At 59.9% G+C, this 12975-nt stretch carries 10 protein-coding genes and 1 tRNA gene; 5 read left to right on the top strand and 6 right to left on the bottom strand.

Features of this window, described 5'->3' with window-relative positions; translation table 11 throughout:
• The first annotated feature begins 34 nt into the window (after window positions 1-34).
• A tRNA-Lys gene (locus V3W39_RS21550) sits at window positions 35-110 on the top strand.
• A gap of 119 nt (window positions 111-229) precedes the next feature.
• Here the strand turns inward: V3W39_RS21550 and pstB are convergent.
• From pstB to lldD, 5 genes are all read right to left on the bottom strand, one after another.
• Window positions 230-1009: a phosphate ABC transporter ATP-binding protein PstB gene (gene pstB / locus V3W39_RS21545; protein ID WP_177046046.1), complete on the bottom strand. Its 780-nt coding sequence runs from the start codon at window positions 1007-1009 to the stop codon at window positions 230-232.
• Window positions 1009-1881, bottom strand: a complete 873-nt coding sequence (pstA, locus tag V3W39_RS21540; protein ID WP_177046048.1) for a phosphate ABC transporter permease PstA — start codon at window positions 1879-1881, stop codon at window positions 1009-1011. The genes pstB and pstA overlap by 1 nt, the downstream gene beginning before the upstream one ends.
• On the bottom strand, window positions 1878-2873 hold the full coding sequence (pstC, locus tag V3W39_RS21535; RefSeq protein WP_177078775.1) for a phosphate ABC transporter permease subunit PstC: 996 nt from the start codon (window positions 2871-2873) through the stop codon (window positions 1878-1880). Before pstC ends, pstA begins: the two co-directional genes overlap by 4 nt.
• Before the next feature lie 67 nt (window positions 2874-2940).
• Complete coding sequence (gene pstS, locus V3W39_RS21530; protein WP_177046052.1) at window positions 2941-3957, bottom strand: phosphate ABC transporter substrate-binding protein PstS; 1017 nt, start codon at window positions 3955-3957, stop codon at window positions 2941-2943.
• Between the two features lie 170 nt (window positions 3958-4127).
• Entirely contained in the window at window positions 4128-5270 is a 1143-nt protein-coding gene (lldD, locus tag V3W39_RS21525; protein WP_177046061.1) for an FMN-dependent L-lactate dehydrogenase LldD, read from the bottom strand.
• 108 nt (window positions 5271-5378) lie between these two features.
• Here lldD and V3W39_RS21520 point away from each other — a divergent pair, with 108 nt between their 5' ends.
• Entirely contained in the window at window positions 5379-6305 is a 927-nt protein-coding gene (locus V3W39_RS21520) for a LysR family transcriptional regulator (protein ID WP_177046063.1), read from the top strand.
• On the opposite strand, the gene V3W39_RS21515 is transcribed toward V3W39_RS21520, so the two are convergent.
• Window positions 6271-8229: a hybrid sensor histidine kinase/response regulator gene (locus tag V3W39_RS21515; RefSeq protein ID WP_259196826.1), complete on the bottom strand. Its 1959-nt coding sequence runs from the start codon at window positions 8227-8229 to the stop codon at window positions 6271-6273. The genes V3W39_RS21520 and V3W39_RS21515 overlap by 35 nt on opposite strands.
• A 382-nt stretch (window positions 8230-8611) precedes the next feature.
• Between V3W39_RS21515 and V3W39_RS21510 the strand changes: the two genes are divergently transcribed.
• The 3 genes from V3W39_RS21510 to nadA all read left to right on the top strand — a co-directional run bounded on the left by V3W39_RS21510 (window position 8612) and on the right by nadA (window position 12879).
• Window positions 8612-9898, top strand: coding sequence for an OmpP1/FadL family transporter (locus V3W39_RS21510; protein WP_177046067.1), 1287 nt, complete (start codon window positions 8612-8614; stop codon window positions 9896-9898).
• A 128-nt stretch (window positions 9899-10026) separates the two neighbouring features.
• Window positions 10027-11601 carry a lactate dehydrogenase gene (locus tag V3W39_RS21505; RefSeq protein ID WP_330213321.1) on the top strand — a complete coding sequence of 525 codons (1575 nt, stop codon included), beginning with the start codon at window positions 10027-10029 and terminating at the stop codon, window positions 11599-11601.
• Between the two features lie 219 nt (window positions 11602-11820).
• Entirely contained in the window at window positions 11821-12879 is a 1059-nt protein-coding gene (gene nadA / locus V3W39_RS21500; protein ID WP_177046069.1) for a quinolinate synthase NadA, read from the top strand.
• Window positions 12880-12975: the final 96 nt, after the last annotated feature.

Here is a 12975-nt window from a genome sequence, read left to right as displayed (position 1 = left end):
TTAGAAATCAGTATTATACGCGCCACCACACAGCGGGTCGTTAGCTCAGTTGGTAGAGCAGTTGGCTTTTAACCAATTGGTCGTAGGTTCGAATCCCACACGACCCACCATTTTTGGCGGTTTAGAAAATCCGGAAGGCCCACGCAAGTGAGGATTTCCGGGTTTTTTTTTGCCCGGTAAAAAGCCGACCACTCCCAAGGCAGGGAGTGATCGGCTTTTTTCGTTAAACCTAGCCAAACCGCCCGGTTATATAGTCCTCGGTCTGCTTCATCTTCGGCTTGGTGAAGATCTCATCCGTATTGCCGTGCTCAATCAGCTCTCCCATGAACATGAACGCGGTGCTGTCCGACACCCGCGCGGCCTGCTGCATGTTGTGGGTCACGATGATCACCGTGTAGTGCTCTTTCAGCTCGGTGATCAACTGCTCGATGCGCCCGGTGGAAATCGGGTCGAGCGCCGAGGTCGGTTCGTCCAGCAGCAATACTTGCGGGCGCAGTGCAATGGTGCGGGCGATGCACAGGCGCTGTTGCTGCCCGCCTGACAGGCTCTGGGCGCTTTGCTTGAGTTTGTCTTTCACCTCGTCCCACAGGGCGCCGCCGCGCAGGGCCTGCTCGACACGGTCATCCATTTCCCGGCGTGTCAGTTTTTCATGGTGGCGCACGGCATAGGCGATGTTGTCGTAGATCGACATCGGAAACGGCACCGGCTTCTGGAAGACCATTCCGACGTGGCTGCGCAGGCGGTTCATCGAGTAGCCGGGAGCCAGGATGTTCTCGCCGTTCAGCAGCACCTCGCCGCGCGCCTCCTGCTTCGGGTACATCGAGTAGATACGGTTGAATACCCGCAGCAAGGTCGACTTCCCACAGCCCGACGGGCCGATGATCGCGGTGATGCGTTTTTCCGGAATATCGATGTCGATGGATTTCAGCGAACGCTGGTTGTTGTAGAAAAACTCCAAGCCACGCACACGGATTTTGGTTTTTTCAGGTTCAAGTCGGGTCGATTGCATCAGTGGGACCTATTGCGCAAAAGAATCAGGCGAGACAGCAAGCTCAGCACCAGCACGAACATCGTCAGCACCAGGGCACCGGCCCAGGCGAGGGCGTGCCAGTCATCGAACGGGCTCATGGCGTACTGGAAAATGACCACCGGCACACTGGCAATCGGCTTGAGCAGGTTGCTGCTCCAGAACTGGTTGCCGAAGGCGGTGAACAGCAGCGGGGCGGTTTCCCCGGTAATCCGCGCCAGCGCCAGCAGGATGCCGGTCACCACCCCGGCCTTGGCCGCTCTCAATACAATCTGCAACGTCAGCTTCCATTGCGGCACGCCCAGGGCCAGGGCGGCCTCGCGCATGGTGGAGGGTTGCAGCTGGAGCATTTCGTCGGTCGTGCGCACCACCACCGGGATCACCAGCAGCGCCAGCGCCAGGGCGCCGGCAATGGCGGAGAAGCCGACCTGGTGATTGGTCAGCAGGTTCAGCGGCAGGATCACGCCGGTATAGATGAACAGGCCCAGCACGATCGATGGCGCAGACAGCAAGATGTCGTTGATGAAACGCACCGTGGTACCCAGGCGCGAGTGACGTGCGAACTCAGCCAGCCAGATGCCCGCCATCAGCCCGATGGGTGTGCCGATCAGCAGCGCAATCCCGGACATCAGGGCGCTGCCATAAAAGGCGTTGGCCAGGCCGCCGTCGGTTCCGGGGGGAGGCGTCATCTGAGTGAACAAGCGCAGGTTGAGCGCCTGGAAGCCGTTGATGATGGTGGTCAGCAGAATCCACGCCAGCCACAGCAGGCCAAAGACCGTGGCGCCACAACTCAACACCATGGCCACGCGGTTCTTGAAGGCACGCCTGCGGTACAGGCGTTCGCTGCTATTCATAAGCCCTCCTTGCGGGACAGGCGCATGAGCAGCAGTCGCGCCAATGCCAGCACCACGAATGTCACGATGAACAGCAGGAAGCCCAAGGCAATCAGCGCTGAGCGATGCAGGTCGGTATAGGCCTCGCTGAACTCGTTGGCGATGACGGAGGCGATGGAGCTGCTGGGCATCAGCAACGACGCGGAGAACTGCTGGGCGTTACCCAGCACGAAGGTGACGGCCATGGTTTCGCCCAAGGCGCGACCGAGGCCGAGAAACACACCGCCGACCACTGCCGAGCGGGTGTAGGGCAGGACGATGTCCCACACCACTTCCCAGGTCGTACTACCCAGAGCGTAGGCAGACTCTTTCAATTGAGTCGGCACACTGCGGAAAACTTCATGCATCACCGAGGTAATGAACGGCGTAATCATGATCGCCAGGACGATGCCGGCGGTCAGCATCCCGATGCCCAGTGGCGGCCCCTGGAACAGCGAGCCAATCAATGGAAGTGCGCCCAGGTAGTCGTTGATCCAGGGTGACAGGTACTCGGCCATGAATGGCCCGAAAACAAACAGCCCCCACATGCCATAGATGATCGAGGGAATGCCCGCGAGCAATTCAACGGCGGAGGCAACCGGCATTCTCAGCCAGGGCGGCGCCACCTCGGTGAGGAAAATCGCGATGCCAAAACTCACCGGCACCGCAATCAGCAGCGCCAGGAAGGAGGTGACCAGCGTGCCGTAAATCGGCACCAGGGCGCCAAAGTGGTTGTTGACCGCATCCCACTCGGTGCTGGTAATAAAGCCGAAACCGAAGGTCTTGAAGGCCAGGCCACCGCCCCACAATGTCGAAGCGGCAATACTTGCCAGCAACAGCAGGACGAGCATGGCCGCGCCGAACATTGAGCGTTTGAACCACAGGTCGTTGCGTTGATCACGAGCGGCGCGGCTGTCACCCGATACATCGCTCGCGTGAGTGGTCATGGCCAGGGGTTGGACAGTTTCATTCATATCGGATGTGCTCATCCCCTTGCTCAAGCACGACGCTGCCTGGGCAAGGGGATCATGGGAGGGCGGATCAGTGGGCGAAGTCAGACTTCCAGTAACCTTCGATCCGGGTCACGAGGGAATCGGGCAGCGCTACGTAGTCCAATGCCGCGGCCTGCTGCTGACCTTTTTCCAGCGACCATTTGAAGAAGTTGAAGGCCGCCTGGCTTTGCTCGGCGTTCTTCGCCTGCTTGTACATGATGATCCAGGTGGTCGCCGTGATCGGCCAGGCGTTCTCACCCGGGGCGTTGGTCATGATCAGGTTGAAGTCCTTGGCGTTGGCCCAGTCGGCGGTATCTGCTGCCGCCTGGAAGGCCTTCGCGTTGGGCTCGACAAACTTGCCCGACGCGTTCTTCAGCGAGGCGTAGGTCATTTTGTTCTGCAGGGCGTAGGCGTATTCAACAAAGCCAATGGAGTTCTTGATCTGCTTCACGTAGGCCGAAACACCTTCGTTGCCCTTGCCGCCCACGCCCACTGGCCATGGCACGGTGGTGCCGAAACCGACCTTGGTTTTCCAGCCGTCACTGACTTTGGCGAGGTAGTTGGTGAAGTTGTACGAGGTACCCGAGCCGTCCGAGCGGTGGACCACGGTGATGTTCGCGCCCGGCAGTTTCAGGCCAGGGTTGAGTGCGGCGATCGCCGGGTCGTTCCAGGCCTTGATGTCGCCCAGGAAGATTTTCGCCAGGACATCGCCATCGAGTTTCAACTGGCCGGCCGCGACGCCCTCAACGTTCATCACCGGCACGATGCCGCCAATCACGCTTGGGAATTGGCCCAGGCCGCCGGCCTTCAGTTCATCGGCCGACAGCGGCGCGTCGGAGGCACCGAAGTCTACGGTTGCTGCCTTGATCTGGGCGATGCCGCCACCGGAACCGATGGACTGGTAGTTGATCCGGTCACTGGAGCTCTTGCTGTATTCCTGGGACCACTTGGACAGCACCGGGTAGACGAAACTGGAGCCGGCGCCCGTTACGTCAGTGGCGTGAGCGACACCACTCAGGCACAGGGCGGTCAACAAGACTGACAGACTCTTTTTGGTCAGCAACATCACGACGACACCTCAAAAGAAGGGGGTAAGTGGAAGGGTCCACCTGTCTAAGACGTGACGATTTAATTCCCGGGATGTTTCTGTTTGATGACCGTTTGGCTTTATGAAGAAACATTTAGAAATATCTGCCGGCGACCTCAGAAGGGGGAATTCTGAGGTCGCAGCACTCATCAACCCTGGCTGCGCACCAGAATCGACTCATCGATCTGGGCGATCGATGTCACACCCGTCAGCGTCATCGCCACACGCATTTCCTTGGCGAAGATATCCAGCAGGTTCTCCACCCCGCGCTGCCCGTCAGCGGCCAGTGCGTATGCCTGTGCACGGCCCAGCAGCACGCCTTTGGCGCCAAGGGCGAGCATGCGCACCACGTCCAGCCCCGAGCGTACGCCGGAGTCCACCAGCACCGTCAGATCGCTGCCCACGGCTTGTGCGATAGGCGCCAGTGCCTTGGCCGTGGACAGCACGCCATCCAGTTGCCGCCCGCCATGGTTGGAGACGACGATGCCATCCGCACCGAAGCTCACCGCGTCCTTGGCGTCCTGGGGGTCGAGGATGCCTTTGATGATCATCGGGCCTTTCCAGAACTCGCGGATCCACTCCAGGTCTTTCCAGCTGATGGACGGGTCGAAGTTGTTGGCCAGCCAGCCGATGTAGTCCTTCAGCTGGGTGGGCTTGCCCAGGTATTTGGAGATGTTGCCCAGGTCGTGGGGGCGGCCCATCACACCGACGTCGAAGGCCCAGGCCGGTTTGGTCATGGCCTGCAGGATTTGGCGTTGCGGCCCGTAGGCCCCGGACATCCCCGAATGGGCGTCGCGATAACGCGCGCCCGGGGTGGGCATGTCGACGGTGAACACGAGGTTTTTCACCCCGGCGGCCTGGGCCCGTTCCAGGGCGTTTTTCATGAAGCCGCGATCTTTCAGCACGTACAGCTGAAACCAGATGGACTGTGGGCTCTGGGACGCCACTTCCTCGATCGGGCACACGGAAACGGTCGACAGGCAAAACGGAATGCCCTTGTTCGCGGCTGCCTTCGCCGCCTGGACTTCGCCGCGCCGGGCAAACATGCCGGTCAGGCCCACCGGGCTCAGCACCACCGGCATTGCCAGCGGCTGGTCGAACAGGGTGGTCTCAAGGCTCAGGCTCTCGACGTTGCGCAGGATGCGCTGGCGCAGGCTGATATCCGACAGGTCCGAGCTGTTGGCCCGGAGGGTGTGTTCGGCGTAGGCGCCGCCGTCGATGTAGTCGAACAGGAAACGTGGCAGTTTGCGGCGGGCGGCTTCGCGGTAATCCGATGCGGACGAAATGATCATGAACAGTGATGCCCCGGAATGAAGAAAACGGTGGGGTGAGGATAGACAAAGGCCTTTCATGGTAAAAACAACTTTTCCAACTTGATTCAAGTCGCAAATGGAATACTCATGAACCTTCGCACGTTGCTGGCCTTCGTCGAAGTGGTACGCCAAGGCAGCTTCTCACAGGCGGCCGAGGTGGTGTCACTTACCCAGTCTACCGTCAGCAAGGCGGTCAAGACTCTGGAAGATGAATTGGGCACGCCGCTGTTCAATCGCATCGGCCACAAGAGCGAGCTGACGGCTGCTGGCGAAATCGCCTACCGTCGCGCCTTGGTGCTGCTCGCCGAGCGCAGTGACCTGGTGGCCGAGATCAATGACTTGCTGGGGCTCAAGCGCGGTGTATTGCGCATCGGTTTGCCGCCGGTAGGCAGTGGCGTGTTGTTTGCGGCGATGTTCGCCCTGTACCGACAGCGTTATCCAGAGATTGAGATCGAGCTGATCGAGCACGGCAGCAAGAAGCTGGGCGAATGCCTGGAGGCTGGTGAGGTGGATGTGGCCGCGTTGCTGGTGCCGGTGGCCGGCGAATTTGAATATCAGGATGTGCGGGTGGAGCCGCTGATGGTGGTGATGCCGATCGACCATCCGTTGGCCGGGCGTAAAAGCGTCGACTTTTCCGACCTCGCCGACTCACCCTTCATACTGTTCGAAGCCGGGTTTGCGCTTAACCGGATTATTCTCACGGCCTGTGAGCGCAGAGGCGTAGTCCCACGCATCACCGCGCGCAGCGCCCAGATCGACTTTATCGTCGACCTGGTTGCCGCAGGACTGGGCGTCGCGTTTTTGCCGAGCATGCTGGCTTACAAGCACCTGCATGCCGGCATTGCCTTGATTCAGCTGGATGAGCCCCAGACTGATTGGCACATCGCGCTGGCCTGGCGACGGCAGGCACATTTGCCACCGGCTGCACGGGCCTGGCTGGATCTGGCCCTGGAAATGGGTAACGTTCCCGGCACCCGGCCTAGCCTTGGGCTATCAGCGTCAGACGACTCTTGACGACTTTTTGCAGCAGCAGGGCCAGCGCCTCGGTGGAGTAGGGTTTTTGCAGAAGGACGAAGCGACTGGCTTCTTCCTGGGCAATACGCGCGTACTCGTCGTTGTAGCCGGTAGTCAGCACCACCGGCAGCCACGGATACAGGGCTTCGATGGCCTCCAGTAACTCCAGGCCACTCATGCCGGGCATGGAGATATCGGAAAACACCACCTGAAAACTTTCCGGGTTGGGGGCCAGCGCTTCCAGCGCGCTTTGGGCATCGGGCACCCACAGCACGTGAAAGCCCATCTGTTCCAGGGTTTGCGAGGTGTACAGGCCGACATCGGCGTTGTCTTCGACCATCAATACGCCCAGGTTCGAGACGATGGGCGAGGCGCTGGTGTCTTGAAGTACCGGCATGGCGCTTGGCTCGACCTTGGGCAGGTACAGGGTAAATTTGCTGCCTTTGCCGCACTCGCTCTGCACCAGGATCTCGCCTCCCGATTGCTTTGCGAAACCGTACACCTGGGACAAGCCCAGCCCCGTGCCCTGGCCGATGCCTTTGGTGGTGTAGAAGGGCTCAAAGATCGCGTCGAGTTTTTCCGGCGGGATACCGGAACCGGTGTCGGCCAGTTCGATCGTCACGTAATCGGCGATGCGCACCGGATGCGCGCGAACCGATGGTAGCCAGCTTGCCGTCGAGACGCTGATCGTCAAATGCCCATTGCCGGCCATGGCGTCCCGGGCGTTGACCACCATATTGACCAGCGCTGTATCGAACTGACTTTCATCGGCGTTGATAAAGCAGGCATCGTCCGGCACCTGGATGCTCACCTTGACCCGTGAACCGGTCAGGCTGTCCATCATCTCGCCTACTCGCATGACGCTTTCGCCGACATTGAACACCTCTGGCCGCAAGGCCTGGCGACGGGCGAACGTGAGTAACTGGGCGGTCAGGCGGGCTGCGCGGTCGACAGTGCTGGCGATGGCTTCCACGTATTTGATGCGGCGGGCTTCGTTCAGGGAGGGCGGCTTCAGCAAGTCGGCGCAGGACTTGATCACCGTCAGCAGATTATTGAAATCGTGTGCGACACCGCCGGTAAGTTGGCCGATGGCTTCCAGTTTCTGCGACTGGCGCAGGGCATCTTCCGACAGGCGCAAGGCTTCCTTGGCTTCTTCCTCGGCCTGGATATCGCGGCCCACGGCGTGGATGTAATCGCTGTCGGGCACGGCCGTCCAGGCGATCATGCGGTAGCTGCCGTCCTGGTGACGGTAACGGTTCTTGAAGTTGGGGAAGTTTTTACCGTCGCCCAAACGGCTGACGGCCGATGACGAGACGGCCAGGTCGTCGGGGTGAACCAGCGCGAGCAACTGGCTGCCCACCAGGTCGCCTTCGGCGTGGCCGAGCATGCGGGTCCAGGCCGGGTTCACCGCAGAGATCACGCCGTCGAGTTGCGCCACAAGCATCAGGTCCGGCGACAGGCGCCAGATGCGATCGCGGTCGCGGGTGCGTTCCACTACCCGCTGTTCCAGGGATTCGTTGAGCTTGCGCAGGGACTCTTCGGCCTCGCGCAGGGGCGTGATGTCCCGGGACACGCAGAGGATTTTCTCTGGCAGGCCGTCACTGCCCATGATCGGGCTGACATTCACGTGCCACCATTTCAGGTTGCCGGCCAAGGTATTGGCGGCGCCGACAAAGCTGGCGTTGCGCCCAGCCTTGGCGGCGGCAACGGCGGCCTTGGCGTCGACGTTGCCCTGGTCCTGCCAGAAGTCGGGCCAGGGGCAGCCGCGAATCGCATTGAAGTCGCTGACCTCCATGATCTGCTTGCCGCCTTCGCTCATGAAAGTCAGGCGTGCGTCGAGGTCCAGCACCTTGATGCAGTCGTTGATGCTGGCAAGCACCCGTTCGGTGAAGGCTTCGCTATGGTTGAGGCCGGCGGCGGACAAATCGCTCGCACCCGAATCGGATGGGCTGTTTGTCTCTGAACCCTTCCCGACAGTGCTATTCATTTGAGTGCGGCCGCGCGTGTTAAATGGCCTTCATCATGTCATTGCGACACCTATACCACCAGCGACTTGACGCTTTTTCGGCGGTACTCGCCTGCAATGCTTCAAGCGTGGCTTGAAGGTCAATGGTTACGAGGGAATCACGCTTAAAACCCGCCAGTCACATTCCGGTTTCAAGGTCTGAATAAGCACCGTAAAAACCGCCGAAGTCTTTGAAATCAGTAGAATTGTAGGACAATTTTTCGCATGAAAAACTCTTCATAATTCGCCCTCTCGAAGATTGGTAGCTTCCCCGTGCAGCCCAATAATTCGAGTTCTAATAATGAATAAAAAACTCTTCAAGAGCGCTTTGGCGCTGTCGATCTCCCTTGCCTCCACTTCCCTGTTTGCCGGTGGTTTTGCCCTCAATGAACAAAGTATCAGTTCAATGGGCACTGGTTACGCCGGGCGTTCCTCTTCCGCCGATGACGCCAGCACGGTGTACGGCAACCCGGCCGGCATGGCCCGCATCAAGCAGAATGAAGTGAGCATCGGGGCGACCTACCTGGATGCCAAATCGAACATCAAGAATGCCAGTTCCTCACAATTTGGTGCCAACAACCCGGGCACCGACAAGGGCGACATGGTACCTGGCATTGCCGTGCCGATGGGCTACCTGGTGACGCCGATTGATGAGCACTGGGCGTTCGGCCTGGGTGTTTATGCGCCATTCGGCCTCGAAACCGATTATGAGAACGCCTTCCAGGGCAACGGCTTTGGCAGCAAAAGCGTGATCAAGGTTGTCACCGTCCAGCCAACCGTCAGCTATGCCTTCAACGACAAGGTCTCGGTAGGCTTCGGGCCCACCTTCAACCGCATCTCGGGTGAACTGGATTCCAACGTGCCGCTGGGCGGCGGCGCCGGTGAACAGGTCAAGATCAAGGGGAATGACACCGCCACCGGTTTTAACGCCGGCATCCTGGTGCAACCGTTTGAGAGTACGCGCTTCGGTGTGACCTACCACTCGCAAGTGGTTTACCACCTGACCGGCAAGACCAATGCCTCGGGCCTGGTTTCCGATGCCTTTGATGGCGGCCCGCAACGCTATGACGCGAGCCTGAACGTGACGACGCCATCGTCGGTGGACTTCTCGGTCACTCATCAACTGAACGACGACTGGACCTTATACCTGGGCAGTACCTACACCCGCTGGAGCCAGTTGAAGAAGATCACCGTCAACAACGACGGTGTGTCGGCGCTCGCGGCCCAGTTTGGCGGCTTGAATTCCATCACCGAGCAGCAGAACTGGCATGACACCTGGTCCCACGCCATTGGCCTGTCGTACCAGTTGAACAAACAACTGGTGCTGCGTACCGGCTTCTCGGTGGATCAGACACCTACCAACAACACCGACCGTTCCGTGCGTATTCCTACAGGCGACCGCACGGTATTCAGCCTGGGTGCCGGCTGGACGCCAGTCGATAACCTGACCTTCGACGTCGCTTATTCCTACCTGAAGGAAGAGCCGATCAAGGTCCGCGACAATAATCCGCAGTTGGCACTGACCTACGACGCCAAGTATGAAAACAGCGCCAACGGCTTTGGCGGTTCGGTAACTTACCGCTTCTGATGCACCGAAAGAGGGCAAAGAGTCATTTTTCTGACATGGCTCTTTGCTAGCAATTGTATCAATCTCGCTATCAAACCCTCCCTGTCTTGGTTAAATTAGGAGCAATCCAGCTCAAGACAGGGATCGTCATGACTACGCTTTCGCCCATCAGCTCCGCCATTGCCCTTATCAATCGGCCGGCCGTTACGCCGCCAGCGACGACGCTGACGCCAGAAACGGACGCCACGCTCGTGCGGCCCTCCTCGGTGGTCAGCCTCGGCAACGTGGCGGTTGATGTCCAGGCCCAGACCTATTCCCGAAACGGCCAATTACCCGTCCATGAACCGATCACGGTCTGGGAAAATGACAGCCAGGATGCCGTGACACGGGCGATTGGCGCGAATATCGACTCAACGCCCAGAGCCACCGGGTTCAGCGGCTTGGGCGCTACCCTGATCGAGCAATTCGCCAAGAGCGGTACGGACATTTCCCAGTCGGCGCTCGGCACCGCGTCGTCCAAGATCCAAAGCCCGGCCGAACTCAAGGTTCAGCAAGCGCTGCTGCACAGCGAAGCCGATAACCGGGTCAGCCTTACCGTCAAGACCGCCAGCGGCAAGACCGTCACCTTCAGCTTGGCCAGCCAGCCCGGTGGCCTGGCCGCGCAGGCCAAGGTGGACGGCGGTACCCTCAGCGCCGCCGAGCTCAAGGAGATCGCCAAGTTGGGCGAAGCCTTCCAAGGCGCCATCGACGGCCTGGCTGCCCAGCCGCCGAAACTCGATTTGAGCAAGCTGACGCAGTTTGATTCCCGTGTGTTGTCCTCGGTAGACCTCAGCGGCAAATTGAAAGTGGGGGCAGTGGATGACATCACCCTCGCGTTTCATGCGGACAGCCAGAGCCGTACCACCCGCATGAAAAGCCCGGCGGGAGAGGTGAATCTCTCGGTCGACCTGAAAAACGCCGGCATCCTCGGCAACGCCAAGCAGCAGGCAATCGCGCTGAAAAGCTACCTGGCCCAGTTCGACAAGGCCCAGGCGCGGGGCAAAGCCGATGCGGACCTGATGGCGATGTTCAAGGATGCGTTTACCGCCATGAACAGCAACTACCCGCAGGGCGTCAAAGCGCCACAGGCGCTGACCCGCAATGCCGCGGATCAAGGCCTGTTGACGGGCTTGGCAGATTTCAAGGCCTCCATCAGCCAGACGGCCAGCTCCCCCAACCCGGCGCGCCCTGGGGAAACCGACACGTTTGCCTATACGGTGTCCCAGAAAACCCGCGTGGGCGGCAGTGACATCTCGAATCGCACGATCGATCAGGTCCAGCAATCAAGCCTCAAAGCCAGTTTCCATCGGGACCTCAATGGCGGGAAGCCACCGGCTTTCGACACCCGCCGCGAGTCACAGAACTATCTCTATGTACAGGTCGACGACAAGGCCAGCAGTGCGGCGAATATCACTTACAAGGATGGATTCCTGACCAACGCCTCCGTCGATCAAAGCGCCAGCCAGAACACCCGCACCCAGCGCTACGAGATGGCTAATCTGGTTAAGGACACCCTGGAGCCCAACCAGGCCAGCAGCCATCGCGACTACCTGATATTGCTGGAATACGCGGCGCGGGAGGGCAAGAGGGTCCAGGGCGCCGATGAAACCATCCTGAAGGGTGCGCTGGCGAACATGCATCAGGGCGTGTTGTTGCAAGACGATCCTGGCGCGTTGCCGCGCTAAACCGGACGTTGTAAAAAAGGGAAACCCCGGCGTGGGTTTCCCTTTTTTATGCCTCGCCGAATCCCAGATTAGGCTTTTGAATCCATTCGATATTCTGTAGCCTTGCGCAGCTTCACCGTGCTTGATGAACACAATCACTTCGTCCGGCGGCGCCCGAAAGGCTCCAGAGCCGGTGGTACACTCGACTTTCGCGCAACTGCGCCTGCAGGTCTTGCGAACATGACGCAAATTTCCGAACGCCTTCTGGTCCAAGCCCATCTCGATGCCAAGCAGCCCAAGGTGCTGAGTGCCGAGGAAGAGGCGGGCTACCGTGCCGCCATTGCCGCCGAGCTCAAGGCTCAGGACGCGGTGCTGGTGGCTCACTTCTACTGCGACCCGGTGATTCAGGCCCTGGCCGAAGAAACCGGCGGCTGTGTCTCCGACTCCCTGGAAATGGCCCGCTTCGGCGCAGCGCACCCGGCCAAGACCGTATTGGTGGCTGGCGTGCGTTTCATGGGCGAGACCGCCAAGATCCTCACCCCTGAAAAACGCATCCTGATGCCGACCCTGGAAGCTACGTGCTCCCTGGACCTTGGTTGCCCGGTGGATGAGTTCTCGGCGTTCTGCGATCAGCATCCCGAGCGCACGGTGGTGGTGTATGCCAATACCTCGGCGGCGGTGAAGGCCCGGGCCGATTGGGTGGTGACTTCCAGTTGTGCGCTGGAGATCGTTGAAAGCCTGATGGATAACGGCGAGACGATTATCTGGGGGCCGGACAAGCATCTGGGTACCTACATCCAGCGTCAGACCGGCGCGGATATGCTGCTGTGGGACGGTGCGTGCATCGTTCACGAAGAGTTCAAGTCCAAGCAGTTGGAGGACATGAAGGCGCTGTACCCGGACGCTGCGATCCTGGTGCACCCGGAGTCGCCGACGTCGGTGATCGAGCTGGCGGATGCGGTGGGGTCTACCAGTCAGTTGATTGCGGCGGCGCAGCGGTTGCCTAACAAGACGTTTATCGTGGCTACCGACCGCGGGATCTTCTACAAGATGCAGCAGTTGTGTCCGGACAAGATTTTTGTCGAGGCGCCGACGGCTGGGAATGGGGCGGCGTGCCGTAGTTGTGCGCATTGCCCGTGGATGGCGATGAACACCCTGGAGCGTACGCTGCAGTGTTTGCGTGAGGGGAGTAATGAGATTTTTGTTGAGCCGTCGGTGATTCCGCAGGCTGTTAGACCGCTGAAGCGGATGCTGGATTTTACTCAGGCTGCGCGGTTGAGGTTGGCTGGGAACGCTTGATCTGGGTTGGGTACATATCCGTTTCTTCGGTAACGGCCGCTATTGGTTCCGCTCTTACAGCGGGTCACTTTTGAAAAGCGCAAAAGTAACCAAAAC

It is taken from the genome of Pseudomonas sp. Z18(2022) (assembly GCF_036346535.1).
GTDB classification, from domain to species: Bacteria; Pseudomonadota; Gammaproteobacteria; order Pseudomonadales; family Pseudomonadaceae; genus Aquipseudomonas; species Aquipseudomonas yamanorum_A.
The sequence above is the reverse complement of the archived record's forward strand: the minus strand, read 5'-3'. Positions and strand labels throughout refer to the sequence as shown.